Origin of the sequence: Anaerotignum sp. (genome assembly GCF_040307045.1) — a bacterium.
Classification (GTDB): domain Bacteria; phylum Bacillota; class Clostridia; order Lachnospirales; family Anaerotignaceae; genus Chakrabartyella.
Map to the genome: position 1 here is coordinate 296,536 of NZ_JAWRKF010000002.1, position 20,669 is coordinate 317,204.

The window sequence follows — 20,669 nt, forward strand, 5'->3', positions numbered from 1 at the left end:
CCATATTTAGAAATAATTTTATTTCAATGAATATGCCCCCTGTTAACAACGAGTGAAAAAACTAATTTTTTACACCAGTGATATCTCTTTCAAACCATCGCTCCATTATTTTTTGAAAGACTACACTGTTTGTGAACCTATCATTCCCACCAAGATTTTTCGGCAAAAATCAAAATTGTAAATTGTTGAAAAACCCACGTAAGGGTGTCCTTTCGAGGGTTCTTCAACAATATTTTAGAAATGAGCGTTCACGATCTGTTTAACCTGAGACATGGGAATTCCACATCCAGTAATAATAATTGCTACGTTACTGCCTGGTTTGATGTAACCATCTCTCATAGCCAAAGCGACACCAGTTGCACTGGCTCCCTCAGCAATCAAATGATGGTTTTCCATGATATAAGCAACACCTTTTGCAATTTCATCCTCGCTAACCTGCATTGTTTCATCTACATAGTCACGAGTAATATCAAATGTATATTTATTATCTAATCCAATACCACCAAGGAGGCTGTCTGCAAGGGTTTCTTCTTCAGGCATTTCAATTGGATGACCTACCTTGAGGCTTTCAATCATAACCGCTGCCCTCTCATGGGAAACACCAATCAGCTTTACATCAGGAACTGTAAGCTTAAACCCAAGGGTTACCCCTGACATCAAACCGCCACCAGAAAGGGGAACAATGGCTGTATCGATCTCTGGGCAATCTTCGAGAATTTCAAGGCTCATTGTGCCCTGCCCGCAGATGATTTCTTTATCATCAAAAGGAGGAATTACAACAGTTCCTTCTTTTTCCTGTAACTCATAGCAGTAAACACCTGCTGCGTCCTGAGAATCCCAATTTTGCAAAATAGTGGGGTTCCATCTGCCAATGGCCTTTACTTTCACCGCAGGCACATTCTTTGACATACAAACAATGGCCTTAATTCCTAAACGGCTTGCAATGTGTGCAACTGCCATACCATGGTTACCAGTGGAAAATGTGGATACGCCTTTCTCTCTTTGCTCTTTTGTCAAGCTTAATATTTTGTTTGCGGCACCTCTTACCTTAAATGCACCAATCGCCTGAAGATTTTCAAATTTAAGGTAGATATTGGCACCCGTTTTTTCACTCAATTCAGGAGAATATACTAGGGGCGTTCTTGTAATAAACGGAGCAATTCTTTTTTTCGCCCTCCAGATATCTCTTGAAGTAATATCTTTTACCTGCATAACTTCCTCCAAATCCTTAAAATGTGTTTTTTATATCCGCCCAAAGAAAGGGCTTCTTTAGACGGGTCTTTCATATCACATTGTATTTCTAAAACAACCCTTGAGAATAAAGATGGCTTTCTATTTTATTTATCCTCATTTACTGTGCTTCAACTGCATTCACTTCTTCAATCAACTTATCCAAAATTGCTGCACCATCTTCACCAACGATTTTCTTATACACGCCGTATGCTTTCTGGGCTGCTTCTTCATAAGCTGCTCTTTCTTCGTCGGTAAGTGTCTCTACAACAATGCTTGATTCGGATGTGATCTTATCTAACGCACCACCATTTAATTCCTCCTGAATTTCGAAAGAGCGCGGAATCATTTCTTCTACTGTGTCTAAAACGATCTGCTGAATATCTGCGGGCAGACCATCAAAGAATGTGGGGTTAACACAAGTTGCTGTGATAAACAAGTTGGAGTTCGCCTCTGTTAAGTACTTCTGAACTTCATGGAACTTAGATGTATGAATAGCACTTGTAGGGTTTTCCTGTCCTTCAATCATGTTCAACTGCAAACCGGAATAAACCTCTGTATAGCTCATAGGTGTAGGGTTTGCACCATAGGCTTCATAAGCAGCAATGATCATAGGGGACTGCATTGTTCTAAATTTCATTCCCTTGAAATTTTTGATATCCTTTAAAGACTTGTTGGATGTCCAAGCCATTGCACCTTCTGTCCAAAAGCTCAAAGGTTTGATCTTCTTTTCAACATATTTGTCATGGAGCATACCATTCAACGCTTCACTTGTCTGCAATATTTCCTGTGTTTTTTCCCAATCCTGAGGGAATAAGAAATGTAAGGAGAACAGCTGATTCTCAGGAACTACTGTGCCTGTGTTACCAGGGCTGATAATTGCAAATTCCAAACCACCATTTTGCAACAATTCACACTGCTGTAACGCATCACCAATCTGACCTACTGGATAGATTTCAAGGTTAATTCTACCATCGGAGTTTTCATTCAGTTTCTGAGCGAACTCTTTTGCGTAAACATCCTGCATGTCCCCATCGTATTCTTCATGAGCAAGTCTCCAAGTATATGTTTCTGTACCATCGCTTTCACCGCCTGCTGAGGATGCACTGCTTCCGCCACCTGCACAACCACTTAACACACCGATAGACATAACACTCGCCATTGCAATTGCAAACAATCTTTTTTTCATGAACTTTTTCCTCCTTAAATTTTACGTTTTATTGGTTTATTTATTTAGGTAAGCCAATACGCTTCTTACCTGAAGCTCAACACCATATTTCATAACACTTTCATCAATATCAAATTTTGCATGATGATGGGGGAAATCACTTTTCTTTTTGGCATCTGCAATACCAACCCATGTCATTACAGATGGCACTCTTTGGCTAAACTCTGCAAAGTCTTCTCCAGCAAGGCTCTTAAATTCATCCACATTCCCTCTCGTCTCAAATACCTGGGCAGCGGCATCTTTTACAATTGATACCATATCGCTGCTGTTGAAAAGGGATGGATTGCTTGGAATATATTTAAGCTTATAATCCAAGTCGTTTGCCATACAAGTACCCTTTATCACTCTTTCGAAAGCCTCTAAAACCTTTGGCTTATTGATTTCTTCATCAGGGAAAAGGAATCTGATGGTGCCTCCCAGTTTTACACTGCCTGTGATAATATTTCTAGCAGTGCCGCCATTGATATAGCCAAACATCACGGCAATGGGTAATAATGGGTTAAACTCTCTGGTGCCAAGCTGCTGCACAGCCTGTACCACATTGCAAGCACCTAATAAGGCATCTTTTGCCGTATGTGGTGTTGAGGTGTGGCCTGCTTTACCGATAATTTCTAATTCAAATTCTTCTGTTGTGCCTAAAATAGGACCTTCCGAAAGACCAATACGCCCCGTACTAATTGGGCTCCAAAGATGAAGTGCAAGGGCAGCATCCACATGGGGATTTTCCAGTACACCGGCTTCAATCATATTTAAAGCGCCAGCTTCCTCCTCATTGGGCTGAAAAACAAACTTTACGTTTCCCTGCAACATATCTTTATGTCTGCACAACAGCTTTGCCACAATCAGCTGAATTGCTGTGTGACCGTCATGTCCGCAGGCATGCATGATGCCTGGATTTCTGCTTGCAAAGGGTAGCCCTGTATCTTCTGTAACCGGTAGTGCATCCATATCTGCACGCAACATAATGGTTTTGCATTTTTCTGGTGCTGCTTCGCCTTTTAACGTAGCAACCACACCTGTTTGGGTTACTGTTTCCACTTCAAGCCCTAAGGCAGTTAAATAACCGCATACTTTTTTTGAAGTCAAAAACTCCTGATAACCCAACTCGGGATACTGATGAAAATCTCGACGTAGTGCAATCAATTCATTTTCAAGCTCTGCAACTTCTTTTTTAATGTCAAACATTGTTTTTCCTCCTAATCAGCCATATCCATTGGTTTCAGTTAAATATGAATTCTCCCGTTCCATTGATGGCATTGGCAATCTATGCAAGAGGTGCAAACACCCAACTGCATAATCTGTTTGTACTTTCCATAAAAATATAAGACTAGTTCAATAAGAACAAGGAAAGCTGAGGGCAGAAAATAACAATCAAAGTTATCAATAGCAACATAATTAAGTAAGGTGGTAAACCTTTTACAATATCGCCATAGGGCCGATTAAATATTGCGCAACCAGTAAAGATGTTACATCCAAAAGGAGGAGAAACAGAGCCGATTGCTGCCTGCAAGGTAATAATAATACCTAAATGAATAGGGTCAATGCCGGCCTGCATTGCCAGAGGGAAGAAAATTGGTGAAAGAATGATGATAACAACCAAAGAGTCTACGAACATACAACCAATGAAGAAAAATACTGTTACAGTCAACAAAATCTTCACCGCTGAAGGATCCACACCTAAAATTGTAGATGTTAGCATCTGAGGAATCTTTGCGTAAGAAATAACCCAAGAGAACAACTGTCCACCGGCTACCAGAATAAATACTGCACAAGTTACAACGGCTGTACTCAATGCAATTTTCTGAAGATCTTTCATTTTTACATTCTTGAACACCAACATTTCAAGAATCAAAGCATATAAAACAGCAATTGCAGAAGCCTCTGTTGGGCTGAAGTAACCGCCATAGATGCCCACAAAAATAATGATAGGGAAACCCAAAGGAAGGATTGCTCTTTTGAAAGCCGCCACTCTCTGGGGCCATGTTGCTTTTTCTTGGCGAGGCATTTTTTTAAACCTTGCAAAAAGATAGCTATATACAGCAAAGAAAGCAAGCATCAATATACCAGGACCAACGCCAGCTATAAAGAGATTCCCCACAGAAGATCCTGTGACAACAGCATACATAATCATGGAAATGCTAGGAGGAATCAACAGTGCAATAATGGCGGAACAAATAATCAACCCGGAACTATCGCTGTCTTTATAACCTAACTTCAAAAGTCTTTGACGCATAGGTCTACCAATGGCAACTACCGTTGCCTGGGTGGAACCAGAAATTGCCCCAAACATGGTACAAGTTGCCGCTGTTGTAATTGCCATGCCACCATGGATATGTCCAACAAAAGTTTCAACTAAGTCTAACAATCTCTGGGTGGTAGACCCTGCACACATAATGTCAGCAGCGAAAATAAACATGGGCACCGAAAGGAGAACCTGTGCGGAAACACCAGCAATCAGCTGCTGAATAGACATAGCTAAATCCATGTTAGGCATAAATGCAATCATTACAGCCAAGGGTGCTGCAACCATTGGAATAACCATAGGGAAATTAAAAATTAAGAAAAAAACCATTAAACCCAATAATAAACCTACCATTATTTAGTTCACATCTCCCTTCTCAGATACTTCTACTTCTTCCATGTTTTCACCATGTCTGTAAATACTGGAAATAAAAATCTCGTCTTTGTTTTTCATATTTGCTATGAAAGTTCTCAGATATTCAACCCCACCAAGTAAAAACCCTAAGGGAATGGGAACATAGGTAATCCACATAGGGATTCTAAGAGCCGCAGTCACTCTACCCAATTCCAAAACACTTGTTACATAATGAATGCTTAGGTAAGTTAAGTAAAACATAATGATTGCAGTTACTAAGGAAATAATGCACATCATCACTTTTTTCCCTTTTTTACTTACAATGTCGTAGACCACAGACATACTTATATGTCTTGCCTGTCTTGCGCAATAGCCAATACCAAAAAATGTTACAATGATGTTTAACACTTGTCCAACTTCTTCTGTGAAGGTTAAACTAGAATTTAAAACAGCTCTTGCAAAAACACCGCAAATCAAAATAGCAGCCATCAAAATAATGGAATAGCTGAGAAATAATTCTTCAATTTTTGAAATCATCTCATCGACTTTTTTCACTTTCATACTCCCCTCTTGTCTTTCGAATACTCAAGGAATTTACCTTGAGTATCCGAAACCAGAATTGATTATTTCTTTACCAATAGTTCTCTCCTAAAGTTACAAAATGGTACAGCGCCTGTCTCAGTGATGTAGAAAGGTTCACTTGTATCTACACCGCAATCATCCAACCAAATCCCAGGAATCATGTGGAAAGTCATACCAGGCTGAAGAACTGTCTTGTCACCAGGACGAAGAGATGCTGTGTGTTCGCCCCAGTCAGGAGGGAAGTTCAAACCCATGGAGTATCCGATACGGGAATCTTTTACGAAACCACTCTTTGCAATTGTTTTTGCCCAAATTCTTTCTACATCCTCGGCAAACATACCAGGCTTAATGCCCTCCAATGCAGCTGTAAGACCCTCGGAAACGGTTGCACCCAAATCCAGAACCTTCTGAGGAGCATTACCCAACACCATTGTTCGAGCAAGAGGACAGTGGTAGTGACGGTAGTTACCACTCAATTCAAGAATCACTGTATCGCCATCTTTGTAAAGCTCATCTGTCCAGCTTAGGTGAGGGGTAGATGTTCTTACGCCAGCAGGCATCAATGGTACGATAGAAGAATACTCTCCACCATATTCTTTTGTACCTGTGATCTGTGCATGATAAACAGCTGCCGCTGCATCACACTGACGAACACCAATTTCTACGTTATCATAAGCAACCTGCATTACATTTTCAGCAATAACCGCTGCTTTTTTCATGAAAGCGATTTCGTTATCACTTTTAATGATTTTTACCCAGTTTACAATGTTGTTACCATCTTTAAACTTTGCATTTGGTAAGCTTGCTTCCAAAGCAACCTGGCACTTTGCAGAGTAGTAGTAAGCATCCATTTCTGTTGCCACGACTTTTTTATCGTGACCTCTTTCCTTTAAAATATCTGCCACATACTCATAAGGGTGTTTGGTTGTTGACTGCACATAGTCATCTGTATAAGCATAAATATTTTCTTCTGGAAGGTATGTAGTCAGTCTAGCTGCATTTCCATCCTGACCACGGCCAAACCAGATAGGGAATTTTTCGTCCAAAACTACAATTACACCCTGATGAACATAGAATGACCAGCCGTCAAACCCAGTAAGGTAGTTCATATTGCCAGGATCCGTAACGATTAAAACCTCAATCCCTTTTTCTTCCATGCTTTTTTTCGTATTCGAAACTCTTTGCATGTACTCATCAATAGAAAAATTCAATGTTTTCAATCTTATCTCTCCTTTTATAAATAAATCTAAAATTCATCATGCCTCGGTCATGATGATATTCATTGGAGGCAAGACAAAAAATACATCAGCAAATGGCTGGTTTTCACCTTTGTATCCCCTTGACCTCTAATTCATGAATCAATCATATGTTAATTCTCTGGACAAATCAATGAAACCACTTTAAAATTAGGAGCCGATTTTACAAAAAAAACAAGTTTTTTAGAATTTATGAGAAATGAGGTTTCTCTAAATAGAATGCATGTCCTCACCCCTTTTTTTATAAGTATTATACTTTTTTTTGATTGCAATTCCTTTTGAATTACACAAAAATTACAACGTGTCATACATTTAACCCTAAAATAGCAACAATTTAATCTTATAATTATAGGTATTATTTAATATTTTTTCTAAATTCAGTTTGGACATAATTCCTAAAAACTCCAAGTTATAATTTAATCTAGAAAATTCAAAACTGAAATAAAATCTTGTTTTAATGAACAAATTAGAAAAAAATGAAAATTATTTGAAATAAATCCCATATTTCAAGTAGGTCGTTTTATATAACAGAATTATTTGCTAAATAATAAAAAATACTAATTTATATTTCTTTTATTCGGAACAGTTTTTATATCTAAAATTATTTTTTTCCTTATTTGTATCAGTTCCTTTTCAATTGCATTCTCTAGTTTTATTTCTTTTCATTCGCTATTTTGTTTGTTATAATATAGTAATATCATTCCGTATAGAAGAAACACATAACATATAATAAAACACAAAGGAGAAATCTATGGAGCCATATACACCAAAATACCCCTTACACACCTTAAGCAATGCCCTTGAGGTTTTAAATGTCATCTCACAATCAACCTCTAGTGATGGTATGACCCTAAGTGCCATTAGCGAAAAGCTAAGCCTAAATAAAAGTACCATTCACCGTATTTTAGATACTCTACTGGCCTACCATTTTGTAGAGAAAACCCCAGGTGTGATTAAAACCTACCGTCTAAGTTGGGGTGCCTATAAAATTGGTAATTCTGTTCCGAAGTATCATACCTTGAATTCTTCAAGCTATGCCACCATTATCGAAGAACTTTCCAATAAATTAAATCGATCCTGCATTCTTAGTATTAACAACGAATATGCATCTGTAACAATTTATAAGGTTGACCCTTTAAGCCAGTTGCCTGCTCAAGCTTTGATTGGTGCTAGAAACCCCTTATATGCCACCGCCAGCGGAAAACTTTTTATGCTAAATTTTACAAACGAGGAAATCAAAAATTACTTTCAACATACAGACATTAAAAAATTTACCTCAAATACAATTCTGAACTACATTGACTTTCTGGATGAATTGACCAAAATAAAAACAAATAATTTTGCTATGGATAACAACGAGTATGAAGAAAACTCATCCTGCATTGCAATGCCAATACGTGATTATACAAATAAAATTGTGGCCGCTATTAGTGTAAATTACTCCACCGATGAAGTGAGTGAAGCCATCATCGAAGATATAAAAATTCACCTTAGAAAAGGATGTGATCAGATTTCTAGTTATTTGGGCTATAATATTTTTTGAAACCCAAATAAAAAAGGGCTTTCTACCTGTCATAGAAAGCCCTTTTGATCCCTTTGCAATTTCGTAACACACCCTTGTCAATCTCCGTTTCATTGAGAAAACGTGGTGCGTTTTGGTTTTTAACATCTAAATACTTTATCTGCATATTCTAAGGAAAACAAATATAAAGAAGGTATGTATTCTGGATTCAAACCATACTTTTGAGCAAACTCCGCCACCTCGCCCCAATTACTTTGTTCATAATTCCGAATGCATTCCAAGCTCTCTCCCAGAATCCCTTCCCCTTTTATTAATGTAGCCCTGGTTTTGTTTGGAAGTTCAAGTTCATTCAAGATTACATTAAGATTACCCTCTAAAGCATTATCGATTTTTGAAAACAAACCCACTAAATATGCATCTTGTATATCATTCTCTCTACCCATCTCCTCCATTAGCTTTTCCATAAATACCGCCCGTATGAGTGACTGCTTTGCCAACTCGTCATTTTCATTGCCGGTAATCTCTCTAAGTAAAAGCAACATAATCCAACGCTTCGTATTTTTTATTCCCAAATAGACCAAAGCACTTTTTATGGAAGTGATGCGATTTCCCCTATAAAATACCAGTGTGTTTAAATGGCCAAGGAGCTTATGCATCAAACCCACATCCACCTTTATAATTTCCTCTAATTCATTAAAATCCGGAGTCTCCTTTGATGCTTCTCGCCATAAACGAAAATAGGATGGTTGGGTAATGGTAATACTGCTTTTGGACACAATCATTGGCTTACTAAAATAATAACCCTGAAATAAATCATATCCATCCGCCAAAGCCATAGAAAAATCTTCTCGAGTCTCTATTCGCTCTGCCACAAGCCTCTTTACCCCCTTAAACCTGCGAGCCACCTTTTTTCTTTCCTCAGGAGAAAGGAGGGTGTATTCCACCTTGATGATATCTACAAAAGGCATAATGGTCTCATAGCGTCCATCGTTTACAAAATCATCTAAAGCAAGGATATACTGTTTCTTTTTTAAAAACTTTATTCGTTCAATTAGGGCCTTATCAACAACAACATCCTCCAATATTTCAATGACAATATTTTGCGGCTGGAATAGTAAAGGAACCTCTGACATCAAAATGGCTTTCGAAAAGTTAATAAATCCATATTTACCATTGGTTAACAATGAAAAATCAAACTCTGTTAGTATGTTGGATGCCAATTCTTTGGTGGCAAGCTCATCGTCTATTCCGGGAAAATTATTTTCTTCGCTATTTCTATATAATAATTCATATCCAAATAAGGTTTTGTCCTTATTAAAAATAGGCTGTCTGGCAATATATAGTTTCATATTAACCTCCAATCCTGAATTTTTTCCGCTTGTAGGAGATTTCATCATTTCGTGTCAGCAAGTAATCATTTTTTGGCCTTATATCATATGTTTATAAAAGGGAAAGGATACCAAGGAATAAATTTGGTCATGACTTACTCCCCCTTCCTCTCGAAACATAATTCTATTCTAATGCGACAAGCTATTTTAAGTTCAAGTAAACTTCTATTTACATAATAATTATACTACGAATATAAGGGGAAAAAAATAGAAACTTAAAGTTCTTTCTTAAATTCAGATATATATCCCAATTTTCTTACATTTATAAATAAAATGTAAAGTTTTCTTTTCTTAACTTCATCCCTTCCCTCCAGCAATCCATACTTATAAAATCGTCTGTTTTTCTAACACCACAGATAAATTCAATTTTTGTTCTTACAAAACTTTCTTGAATCAATTAATCTCTTTTCAAATCGTTGCATTTCTCCAGCAATCTGCTCTTGGGTATAGCCCTTATAGCTTTCCAAAAATAAATGATATCGATACTGCAAAGAATCAGGTTTTGGTGGAAACACAATTTCTTTTTCACCAACGAAATTACCCTCTAGTTCATTTCTACATATTTCATCATCTAAAACCGCCATGTACAGACAGGCTTTTGTATATTCCCGGTTCGGTATCCTTGGTAATCTTTTTTTACAAAACATCACCAATAGTAAAAACAAAGCACATAAGCCCCATGTTATCTTTTTTTTCAAATACTTTTTCACAAAAACACCTCCTATCCCTGTTTGAACCCCTGCCATTGTCTTAGCAGAAAAAATAGCCTTGCAAACGCAAGGCCAGAAAACAAATCTTTAGCATATCTTCTAACAACATAGCAAAATAGACGAGAACCCAAAGATCTCTATCCTCCTTACTTCAACCTCTGACGAACCACTTCATACATCAAAAGTCCTGCTGCCATTGAAGCATTTAAGGACTCCGCTTTCCCCGGCATAGGAATCTTGACCCAACAATCACAAAGGCTTGCCGCCTCATCTGATAGACCTCTTGCCTCATTGCCAATCAAAAAGCCACACCCTTTGGTCAAAGGTAAATCGTAAGGATATTTCTCTCCTTTTAAATGAGCAGCAAATAAAGAAATTCGCTGTTCTTTCATTTTACTGGCAATTTCTTGAACAGAAACATTTTGAAATATAGGTACATGAAATATGGATCCCATGGTTGCACGCAAAACTTTCCCATTATAAACATCCACACTACCTTTAGACAGAAAAATCCCATCAACACCTGCTGCATCCGCCGTACGAATCAATGTGCCTAGATTTCCCGGATCGTTAAGTTCCTCAGCCAAAATGAAAAAAGGAGCTTCTTTCTTCCAGATTGTTTCATCAAATTCTTCCTGTTTCTTACAAACCGCCAAAATCCCCTGGGGGTTTTCTGTATCAGAAACCAGGGCAAACAACTCATCACTTACTACATAGGTTTGTGCCCTTTCTTCATAGCATCCAAGTTCTTCTTCTTTTGCAAAATCCTCAGAAACCATAAACAGCTGTACTTCCCATTCCTCTGGAATTTCTGAGACAAAACGAAGGCCTTCTGCAATAAAAACACCTTCTTTATCCCTATTCTTTTTTAAACTTAAGCCTTTGACCCACTTCAATATCTTATTTTGATGGCTTTCAATTTTTTTTGTCATTGGTATCCCCCATTTCTTATTACTTAACCTTATCATAATACAAAAGGTATTTCCATTGCAACAAAAAGAGTTTTTTGTAAAAAAGCCTTCCCCATGGTTAAACCTTACAGTCACTTTAGCATTTACATGAAGTAACAACCATTCGTATAGGTAATATGTTGTTTTAATAGGCGTATATAAAAATATAAGAACTTTTCAATCTTCTATTTGTTTTTACCAATTCTATGATAAAATACAAGTAGCAAACTTAAATATGAAGGGAGATAAACAAAATGAGTACACCAATTGAAAAAAGAAACGGAGCTTTGTGTAAAGCCTTAGTAGCAAAACTAGAATCCAGACATTTTGAAGCATACTACTGTCCTACAGCCAAAGAGGCTATTGAAAAAGCAGTTTCCTTGGTTCCTGAAAAAAGCTCTGTTTCTTGGGGTGGATCAATGACCATCAGGGACATGGGTCTTACCAAGGCCTTTCACAATGGAGATTACCAAGTAATTGACAGAGACTTGGGCAAATCTCCCGAAGAAATTGGAGAACTGCATCGCAAGGGACTCTTAACTGACTATTTCATCACAAGTACCAACGCCCTCTCAGAAGAAGGGATTTTGGTAAATATTGATGGCACAGGCAACCGTGTTGCTGCACTATGCTTTGGCCCAAAAAATGTAATCGTAATCTGCAGTGTTAACAAAATAGCCCCTAACCTGGATGCGGCCATTTCCCGTGCTAGAAACGTGGCAGCACCTATTAATGCCTTCCGTTTCATGGGGAAAACTCCCTGCGTTACCACCGGTTCTTGCAAAAACTGCACCTCCCCCGATTGCATTTGCAGCCAGGTTGTGATTACAAGGCTAAGCAAACCAGCAAAAAGAATTAAAGTTATTTTGGTTGGGGAAGAATTTGGATTCTAATCTACTTACATATATTCCAAGCCAACTAATCATGATGAAATATCCTTCTAGGGTCATGTCGTAATTTTTGCAGCCATTGGGAGAAATATAATAAAAAATTTACTATGATTTTTATTAGCCACCAAATGAAAGAAAACTATGCTCTGCTCCGCAAAAAGCAGAGCTTTTTCTTGGTTTGGCCTGATGAAAAAAATTCCAAGGCTGTGGCTAGGACAAGTTCTCAAATATTGCCACAACGATGATTGAATGTAACTCTTTCCAATGTTTTGTTTTGTGTCTGTCCTTCCTTTTTTATGGAATACTATGCTTTAGGCATTTTCTGTTTGAAGGAGGGTGTCCCAATGAAATCGTTTATTAAAAAATACACTTCTTCTATGAAGTATGAACTATTTATGATAATGCTGGCACTCTTGGCAATCTCAGTTTTATTTGTGCCTATGGATTCAAAAGCCATTATCATCATTGATGACATCATCATTACTTTTTTTATCGTTGACTATCTAACCCGCCTTTATGCAGCGGATAACAAACCAGCATTTATCCGAAGCCATATTATTGATTTCATTGCAGCCCTACCCTTTCATGTTTTGTTCAAAGGCATACGCCTGCTTCGAGCCATTCGTTTCATGGAATTTTCAAGGATCGCTGCCATGCTGACAAAAGTTGGGCGGGTGCTCAGGCCTTTTTTCAAAACAAATGGATTTATTTATTTAATTTATTGGTCCTTTGGTTTTATTATACTGGGAACCCTTGGTATCGCAATCACAGAGCAAAAAAGTCTTTTTGATGCCCTGTGGTGGACCATTGTAACCATAACCACTGTAGGCTATGGAGATATTGCCCCTGTAACTTCCGGCGGGAAATTAATTGCCATCTTTTTGATGGTATTTGGTATTGGCTTTATCAGTACTCTAACCAGCACCCTCACCAACTACTTTGCCCAAAAGGCTCACGCTCAAAAACTTGAAATTCATAGCATTATTGATAGCCTTTCAGTGGTTCAGCAAAAAAAAGTTCTGACCTATGCAAGAAAAATAATTGAAGAAGATAAAACAATGCTTAATACAAAAGGAGAACAAAATGAAAATTCTAGTTGATGCAGATGCCTGCCCTGTTAAAGATATCATCGTAGATATAGCTAAAAAGTTTGCTCTTGAAGTTTTTATGGTTACGGACGCCTCTCATATTTTATTTTATCCTGAAGAAAATGTTCATGTTATCACTGTTGATCAAGGTGCTGATAGCGCTGATTTGGCCATAGCTAACCGCACACAACAAGGCGACCTTTGCATCACTGCTGATTATGGGCTGGCAACTTTAATTTTAGCAAAAAAAGCCATTGTGCTACATCCAAACGGTTTTTTCTATACTCCCGAAAATATAGACCGAATGCTTTTTGAACGTCACCTTTCCAGGGCAATGAGACGTCAGAAAAAGGGACGTAGTGGTCACATTCGCAAACGAACAAAAGAAGATGATGCTTCTTTCTTAGCTGTTTTTGAAAAGGCGATCAAACAAAGTATCTTTTGACGAAAAATAAAAAAGTTCTGGTTTCAACAAGTGGAACCTGGAACTTTTTATTTGTAAAATTTATTTACTTTCTAGGCTATTTTAAGATTAGTAACAAATAGCAGTATACCAGCAATGGTCAACATAGCGGGTAGTTTTTACCATTTCCTTTTCCATTCCCGGAAAAGACTTTTTACATCCTCCTGTTCATTTAAAATTATGGATGGATGCGTGCAATGCCCTCTTCTACTGCCACATCGGCAACCGCTTTCGCCACCGCATCCGCTACCGATTTATCCAATGCAGATGGTATGATGTTTTCATGATTCAGTTCAGCCTCAGTTATCATGGCAGCAATGGCATATGCAGCTCTTTGCTTCATTCCTTCAGTGATTTCTTTGGCACGAACCCCAAGGGCTCCTTTGAAAATACCCGGGAAAATCAAAACATTATTGATTTGATTTGGAAAGTCGGAACGGCCTGTGCCGACTACCGCCGCACCCGCTGCCAACGCCTCATCAGGCATTATTTCAGGGATAGGGTTCGCCATAGCAAAAACAATACCCTGATTCATGGAGGCCACCATATCTTTTGTGACCATGTTAGGGCGAGAAACCCCCACAAAGGCATCAGCACCCCTCATTGCATCGGCCAGTTTACCTTTTTCCTTTTTCAAATTGCTAATGTGAGAAATTTCCTCTTGACCTACATTCAAACCTGGGTCACCCTCGCAAATAATACCATTGATATCGCACATAACGATATTACCAAATCCCATGGAAATTAAAAGCTTGCCAATGGCGATACCAGCGGCACCTGCGCCATTGATTACAATTTTCATATCTCCCATTTTTTTGCCCACTACCTTCATCGCATTAATCATAGCAGCAGCAACTACAATAGCCGTCCCATGCTGATCATCATGAAAAACGGGAATATCGCAGATTTTTTTTAACCTTTCTTCTATTTCAAAGCAACGTGGTGCCGATATATCTTCTAAATTAATACCACCAAAGCTTTTGGAAATCAAATAAATGGTGTTTACAATAGTATCTACATCCTTAGAATCAATACACAAAGGGAACGCATCCACGCCGCCAAATTCTTTAAATAAGACACACTTTCCTTCCATGACAGGCATTCCTGCTGCAGGGCCAATATCCCCTAAGCCCAAAACCGCAGTCCCATCTGTCACGACAGCAACCAAATTGGAACGACGTGTCAATCGAAAAGATTCCTCATAATTTTTCTCTATCACACGGCAAGGTTCTGCCACTCCAGGGGTATATAGTAAAGAAAGATCCTCCCTTGTTGTTACCTCTTTTCTAGAAACCACTTCAATCTTCCCCTGCATTTCATAGTGCAGCTTTAACGCTTTTTCTTCAATACTCATGGATGATACCTCCTATTTACAAATGTATTGCATACCATTTATCTATCAATCCTAAACAAGTTTCATTTTCGCAATAATACCCTCTTGCTAAGGTTAAAAATTGTTATATTTCTTCAAAATACATATTGAATTTAATGTTGATTCAATTCATTTGATTATGCTCGTCCACCCTTCAGTGCCCCTTTGTTCGTAAGCATTAAACCATCTTTTCCGGGCAGAAAAATTCTTCAAATTTTTCATCCGTTAAAAAACCTAACGAAACACAGGCCTCCTTCAGAGAAATATTATCAGCATAAGCCTTTTTCGCAGTTTTAGCAGCATTTTCATAGCCAATATAGGGGTTTAAACAAGTAACCAACATCAAAGAACGCTGAAGGTTTTCATCCATTTTTTCTTTGTTTGCTTTGATTCCCGAAACACAATGCACACGGAAGGAATCTAAGCTATGTGCCAAAAGACGAACGGATTGCAAAAAATTATAAATGCACACAGGCATATAAACATTTAGCTCAAAATTCCCCTGGGACGCACAAATACCAATGGCAGTATCATTTGCCATCACCTGCACCGCCACCATGGTCACTGCCTCACTCTGTGTTGGGTTGACTTTTCCTGGCATAATTGAGCTGCCTGGTTCATTTTCAGGTATCAGAATCTCTCCCAAACCACACCTGGGACCACTGGCAAGCCAACGAACATCATTGGCAATTTTCATTAAGTTTGCCGCCAATGCCTTCAGTGCACCATGGGCAAACACCAATTCATCCTTTGCCGTTAATGCATGAAATTTATTTTCCGCAGTAATAAAGTGTTCCCCAGTCAGGGCAGACACCTCTTCTGCTGCCGCTTGTGCAAAACCTTCGGGAGCATTTAAACCCGTGCCAACAGCAGTGCCGCCCAATGCCAATTCTTGTACTCCTGTAAGACTCAATTCTATCATTGCTTTTGCCTTTTCCAGCATATTACGCCATCCGCTGATTTCCTGAGAAAAAGTAATGGGCGTTGCATCCTGCAAATGGGTTCTTCCTGTTTTTATGATTCCTTTATTGTCATTTTCCAATCGTAGCAGTTCGTCAATCATACGCTGTAACGCAGGAAGGAGCTGTCTTTTCGTTTCTAGGGCAGCCGCTATATGCATTGCCGTTGGAAATGTATCGTTGGAACTCTGGGACATATTCACGTGGTCGTTGGGGTGCAATATCTTCTCCCCTGCAATTTCATTACCTCTATTGGCAATAACCTCATTCACATTCATATTAGACTGGGTGCCACTTCCTGTTTGCCATACAGCCAAAGGAAACTGCTCATCCAACGTCCCTTCCAATATTTCATCGCAAACTAGGCTGATTAAACTACACTTTTGTTCATCCAACTTGCCTAGGCGAAAATTTGCTTTTGCCACAGCTTTTTTCAAAATGGCAAAGGCATAAATTACTTCTAATGGAATTTTCTCGGTGCTAATCTTAAAGTTTTCAAAGCTTCTTTGGGTTTGTGCACCCCAGTATACGCCCACAGGAACTTTTACTTCTCCCATAGAGTCTCTTTCGATACGGTAGTCCATGGCAAATCTCCTTATCTTTTCAAACATTTACATATACTCAATCATAAATTGATTATAACAAAAATCTATAGAAATTAATATTGTCCAAAATGCAAAAGTATTGCCCCTTTCTTGTGTTTTTTCGTGGAAAATGGTACACTTCTCAAGGAGGAGATGTAATAATCTGTACAACCAGTATGGCAATTCGAGTTTTGCCTAACACTACCGATATAGATAAAATCCTCTCTATTGTGGTTATTGTTATGGAATATATTGTCTTAAATGGCTTTCATTTTATGGCTGGACCTTTTGAAACCCCGTTGATGGAGATTTTAAAACACTTATGCATATCATGAAACGTTGTAAGAAATCCCCTTGGCACTGGCCACCCCATCAACTAAGGCAAATTTGAAGATTTTTAAACTCCCCATGGTATCTTAACCATAGCTGAAAAACCAATAAATAAAAATAACAAAGGAGACCCTATGAAAAATATTATTTTTGACCTTGACGGTACCTTAATAGATTCCATGCCTGTTTGGAAAAATACCGGCCAAAATTTTTTAGAAAACCACGGCTTTGTTGTCCCCGAAAATCTACATAGCGTAGTTAAAACGCAAACCCTTGGGCAAACAGCAGAATACTTCCGAACCCATCTTGGCGTGACCCACAGCACAGAAGATATTACGAAAGAAATTATAAACTTTGTTGAGGATGCTTATCGTAATACCATTCCCCTAAAGCCTTATGCCAAAGAATTTTTGGATAAAGAATATAAAAAAGGAACTAAAATGTGTATTTTGACTGCCTCAGAATCCAGCTATATTCAACCTGCACTAGAACGGTTGGACCTTTTAAAATATTTCCAGTTTATCCTTACCTGCACAGAAACCGGTCACTATAAAAACCAGCCGGAAGTTTTCCGCATTGCCATGAATAAACTTGGCGGAAATCTAGAAAATACTGTTGTTTTTGAGGATGCCCTCTATGCAGTAGAAGGCGCAAAAAAAGGTGGTTTTACTGTGTATGCCGTAGCTGACCCCGTTACCGAGGCAGATAGCAAAATAATTCAATCTGTGGCAGATAGATACATAAAAAGCTATAAAGACCTATTGTAAGCATAAAAACCCTATCATCATTGGAAGATAGGGTTTTTATATTCTTTTCTTCAGCCAAAACTTCATCCCATGAATCATTTCTTCTCATAAGTTGAAACTTGCTTTTATATAATTTTTTGTTTTTAGCAAATTCACTGTGTATAAGTTGCAAAAAAGATGAAACCAAATATTGTATGATTTGCAATATAGTGCTAATAATTCATGTATAATTGATTTTATAATACAGTAATTTTAACACAAATTCATGCTTTTGTTGCATATATGTATAATAATTTATAGATTTCTGAATAAAATTGTGATATAATTAATCATACTTTCTGAGAGGAGATTGATAAATGGATTTTTTACGTCATCATTTAGTCACACTTACCGAGGCAGCAATTTTAATGTTTGAATTTGTTGGGGTGGTGGTTTTGATCATCACCGGCATCTTGGGGATTTATAATTATATTCGCCATAGCCCACATACCCGTCTCAATCTTGCCAAAGGTTTGGCATTGGGGCTTGAGTTTAAAATGGGGGGCGAGATACTACGTACTGTTATCGTGCACGAATTCTCCGAAATCCTAGTTGTAGGTGGCATTATTATACTGCGCGCCGCTTTGGCATTTTTAATCCACTGGGGCATTAAAAATGAGGAAGCCGAAGCTCCTAAGGATGAGCTTAATCATGACGAACCTATAGTGACAATCGAACCTGTGGAATGTTAATCAATGTTACTTTTTTAAGGGCAAAACTGACCCTTTAAACTTTTTCGGCAAGAGTAATCCTTGCTAAAATTGTTTTAAAAAGCTTATTGTAAACAAAATCAGGTACCCCTTCTTTAAAATTCTGAGTTTTGACATGTTCGCCTTTTCACTAGTAATTTAAAACTGGTCATTGACTGAAACCGAATAGTCAATGACCAGTTTATTTTTTTCATATAAATCGAAACCTACAACCCTTATTGTACAGTGTGACTTCCAAACTTAAAATGCCTTTTCTTTGTTATCCAACAAAGAGTCCCAGTAAATGAAAAACTTCTTAAATTAAATTTTTTTTGTTGGATTCTAGTAATTTTTTCAAAAAAATCCTATACCTCTTGAAAATACAAGAGGTATAGGATTTTTGCTAATTATTCATCCCAGTTGTGGAAGACATTCTGAACATCATCATCGTTATCTAATAAATCTAATAATTTGTTCATTTTCTTAAGGTCATCTTCGGCTTTCAGCTCGGTATATGTCTGGGGTATCATTGTAACCTCAGCAGACGCCATAGGGATTTTTGCCCTTTCTAACGCTTCTCTAACTGCTGAAAAATCATCAGGATTTGTGGTGATTTCATAGCTATCTTCCTCTGCTGAAAAGTCTTCCGCTCCAGCTTCTAAAGCTACCATCATCAGTTCTTCTTCATCCATTTCAACTTCTTCTTTATCGATTACAATTAAACCCTTTTCGTCAAACATAAATGAAACACAACCCGTTGTGCCCATATTGCCGCCGCCTTTTGTAAACGCATTCCTAACATTAGCAGCAGCTCGATTTCTGTTATCTGTAAGAGCCTCTACAATAACTGCAACACCAGCAGGGCCATAGCCTTCATATCTGATTGTTTCGTATTCAACGCCTTCTTCATTACCTGCTGCTTTCTTTATGCTTCTATCAATTGTATCATTAGGCATGTTATTGGATTTGCACTTTGCAATAATATCTCTCAACTTGCCATTGCTGGCCGGGTCGGGTCCACCTGCCTTTACGGCCACCTGGATTTCTCTACCTAACATGGTAAAAATTTTCCCTTTTGCTGCGTCGTTTTTCTCTTTTTTGTGTTTGATATTTGCAAACTTAGAATGTCCTGACATTAGGAACCCTCCTCCATAAAATTTCACCAAAATAGTTTATCATTTTTTGTGCCAAAATTCAAGAAAAATCGCTTCTCTTAATCTCATATGGCTTTAAAGCCTCATAATCAATGCCTCATAATCAATGTTATTTGAGTTATTATAGTTTTCAATACAATCTCATTCTTTTCGTCCAAAATTTGTTGACCCCTAATATATTTTTCATTGTACCATTCGATTAACTCATACTGTTTCATCTTCCATTAAAGATAGTTTTTCTTCTTGCCACACACCGTAAACCTCGCCTTGCTTGCCAAAAGGTGTGCTTCCCCTAAAAATATCGGTGATTTTTTTCTCAAAACCTTTTGCTTCCTGAGATTTCACCAAAACGGTATAAATGACCTTGTCCAAATATTGAGTGTCAAAAAGAATATGACCATCCTGTATAATTTCATATTGAACTTTCCCTGATTCAGTGTATTCCGAAACCACTTCGTACTTAGCATATAAAATCAGCTCTGCTATTCCAGCAGCCAATACCCCTTCTTTGGCTGCCTTGCCATAGGCACGAACTAACCCTCCTGTTCCCAAAAGTGTACCCCCAAAATATCGGGTAACAACGATTGCTGCATTTTTGATATCTTCACCTTTTAATACATTTAAAACAGGCATACCAGCCGTTCCCTGAGGTTCGCCATCATCGCTAAAGCGCTGCAACTCGTTATGCTCACCTATCTGATAGGCAAACACATTATGGGTTGCATTCCAGTATTTTTTTTTCATTTCATCGATAAACTGCTTTGCCCCATCTTCTGTCTTTACAGGTCGTACAGTGGCAATAAAGCGAGACTTTTTCTCAACTATTTCCGTCTGTGCTTGTGTTAAAATTGTTTTATATTCGTTGAGCATATCTTCCACCCACTATTATAATT

19 protein-coding genes are annotated in these 20,669 nt (G+C 38.0%); 6 read left to right on the plus strand and 13 right to left on the minus strand.

Going from position 1 to position 20,669, the window contains the following annotated elements; translation table 11 throughout:
- Positions 1-234: 234 nt before the first annotated feature.
- The 6 genes from ABVZ64_RS01330 to ABVZ64_RS01355 all read right to left on the minus strand — a co-directional run bounded on the left by ABVZ64_RS01330 (position 235) and on the right by ABVZ64_RS01355 (position 6,856).
- A complete protein-coding gene (locus ABVZ64_RS01330) occupies positions 235-1,212 on the minus strand; it encodes a pyridoxal-phosphate dependent enzyme (protein ID WP_352399257.1) in 978 nt (325 codons plus the stop codon).
- 139 nt (positions 1,213-1,351) lie between these two features.
- Complete coding sequence (locus ABVZ64_RS01335; RefSeq protein ID WP_352399258.1) at positions 1,352-2,419, minus strand: DctP family TRAP transporter solute-binding subunit; 1,068 nt, start codon at positions 2,417-2,419, stop codon at positions 1,352-1,354.
- Positions 2,420-2,455: 36 nt separating this feature from the next.
- On the minus strand, positions 2,456-3,643 hold the full coding sequence (locus ABVZ64_RS01340) for a M20 metallopeptidase family protein (protein ID WP_352399259.1): 1,188 nt from the start codon (positions 3,641-3,643) through the stop codon (positions 2,456-2,458).
- 142 nt (positions 3,644-3,785) lie between these two features.
- Entirely contained in the window at positions 3,786-5,054 is a 1,269-nt protein-coding gene (locus tag ABVZ64_RS01345; protein WP_352399260.1) for a TRAP transporter large permease, read from the minus strand.
- 3 nt (positions 5,055-5,057) lie between these two features.
- Positions 5,058-5,615: a TRAP transporter small permease gene (locus ABVZ64_RS01350; protein WP_352399261.1), complete on the minus strand. Its 558-nt coding sequence runs from the start codon at positions 5,613-5,615 to the stop codon at positions 5,058-5,060.
- A 62-nt stretch (positions 5,616-5,677) separates the two neighbouring features.
- Positions 5,678-6,856 carry a M24 family metallopeptidase gene (locus ABVZ64_RS01355; protein ID WP_352399262.1) on the minus strand — a complete coding sequence of 393 codons (1,179 nt, stop codon included), beginning with the start codon at positions 6,854-6,856 and terminating at the stop codon, positions 5,678-5,680.
- 787 nt (positions 6,857-7,643) lie between these two features.
- Here ABVZ64_RS01355 and ABVZ64_RS01360 point away from each other — a divergent pair.
- Entirely contained in the window at positions 7,644-8,435 is a 792-nt protein-coding gene (locus ABVZ64_RS01360) for an IclR family transcriptional regulator (protein ID WP_352399263.1), read from the plus strand.
- A gap of 119 nt (positions 8,436-8,554) precedes the next feature.
- Here the strand turns inward: ABVZ64_RS01360 and ABVZ64_RS01365 are convergent, their stop codons facing one another.
- From ABVZ64_RS01365 to ABVZ64_RS01375, 3 genes are all read right to left on the minus strand, one after another.
- Complete coding sequence (locus tag ABVZ64_RS01365; protein ID WP_352399264.1) at positions 8,555-9,763, minus strand: EAL and HDOD domain-containing protein; 1,209 nt, start codon at positions 9,761-9,763, stop codon at positions 8,555-8,557.
- Between the two features lie 401 nt (positions 9,764-10,164).
- Positions 10,165-10,512 (minus strand): hypothetical protein, encoded by a 348-nt coding sequence (locus ABVZ64_RS01370; protein WP_352399265.1) that lies wholly within the window; start codon positions 10,510-10,512, stop codon positions 10,165-10,167.
- Positions 10,513-10,658: 146 nt separating this feature from the next.
- Positions 10,659-11,444, minus strand: coding sequence for a TrmH family RNA methyltransferase (locus ABVZ64_RS01375; protein ID WP_352399266.1), 786 nt, complete (start codon positions 11,442-11,444; stop codon positions 10,659-10,661).
- Between the two features lie 272 nt (positions 11,445-11,716).
- Between ABVZ64_RS01375 and ABVZ64_RS01380 the strand changes: the two genes are divergently transcribed.
- The 3 genes from ABVZ64_RS01380 to ABVZ64_RS01390 all read left to right on the plus strand — a co-directional run bounded on the left by ABVZ64_RS01380 (position 11,717) and on the right by ABVZ64_RS01390 (position 13,885).
- Positions 11,717-12,355, plus strand: coding sequence for a lactate utilization protein (locus tag ABVZ64_RS01380; RefSeq protein WP_352399267.1), 639 nt, complete (start codon positions 11,717-11,719; stop codon positions 12,353-12,355).
- Between the two features lie 341 nt (positions 12,356-12,696).
- The gene (locus ABVZ64_RS01385; RefSeq protein WP_352399268.1) at positions 12,697-13,452 is read left to right on the plus strand and encodes a potassium channel family protein; all 756 of its coding nucleotides are present in this window, start codon (positions 12,697-12,699) and stop codon (positions 13,450-13,452) included.
- Positions 13,436-13,885, plus strand: a complete 450-nt coding sequence (locus ABVZ64_RS01390) for a YaiI/YqxD family protein (protein WP_352399269.1) — start codon at positions 13,436-13,438, stop codon at positions 13,883-13,885. Before ABVZ64_RS01385 ends, ABVZ64_RS01390 begins: the two co-directional genes overlap by 17 nt.
- Positions 13,886-14,081: 196 nt before the next feature.
- On the opposite strand, the gene ABVZ64_RS01395 is transcribed toward ABVZ64_RS01390, so the two are convergent.
- Together ABVZ64_RS01395 and fumC are read right to left on the minus strand one after the other, a co-directional pair.
- Positions 14,082-15,257 (minus strand): NAD(P)-dependent malic enzyme, encoded by a 1,176-nt coding sequence (locus ABVZ64_RS01395; RefSeq protein ID WP_352399270.1) that lies wholly within the window; start codon positions 15,255-15,257, stop codon positions 14,082-14,084.
- 196 nt (positions 15,258-15,453) lie between these two features.
- Positions 15,454-16,818 (minus strand): class II fumarate hydratase, encoded by a 1,365-nt coding sequence (gene fumC / locus ABVZ64_RS01400; protein ID WP_352399271.1) that lies wholly within the window; start codon positions 16,816-16,818, stop codon positions 15,454-15,456.
- Between the two features lie 464 nt (positions 16,819-17,282).
- Here fumC and ABVZ64_RS01405 point away from each other — a divergent pair, with 464 nt between their 5' ends.
- A complete protein-coding gene (locus ABVZ64_RS01405; protein WP_352399272.1) occupies positions 17,283-17,915 on the plus strand; it encodes an HAD family hydrolase in 633 nt (210 codons plus the stop codon).
- A gap of 335 nt (positions 17,916-18,250) precedes the next feature.
- Positions 18,251-18,625 carry a DUF1622 domain-containing protein gene (locus tag ABVZ64_RS01410; RefSeq protein WP_352399273.1) on the plus strand — a complete coding sequence of 125 codons (375 nt, stop codon included), beginning with the start codon at positions 18,251-18,253 and terminating at the stop codon, positions 18,623-18,625.
- 404 nt (positions 18,626-19,029) lie between these two features.
- Here the strand turns inward: ABVZ64_RS01410 and ABVZ64_RS01415 are convergent, their stop codons facing one another.
- Together ABVZ64_RS01415 and ABVZ64_RS01420 are read right to left on the minus strand one after the other, a co-directional pair.
- The gene (locus ABVZ64_RS01415) at positions 19,030-19,758 is read right to left on the minus strand and encodes a YebC/PmpR family DNA-binding transcriptional regulator (RefSeq protein ID WP_352399274.1); all 729 of its coding nucleotides are present in this window, start codon (positions 19,756-19,758) and stop codon (positions 19,030-19,032) included.
- Positions 19,759-19,980: 222 nt separating this feature from the next.
- Entirely contained in the window at positions 19,981-20,646 is a 666-nt protein-coding gene (locus ABVZ64_RS01420) for a YigZ family protein (RefSeq protein ID WP_352399275.1), read from the minus strand.
- Positions 20,647-20,669 lie beyond the last annotated feature (23 nt).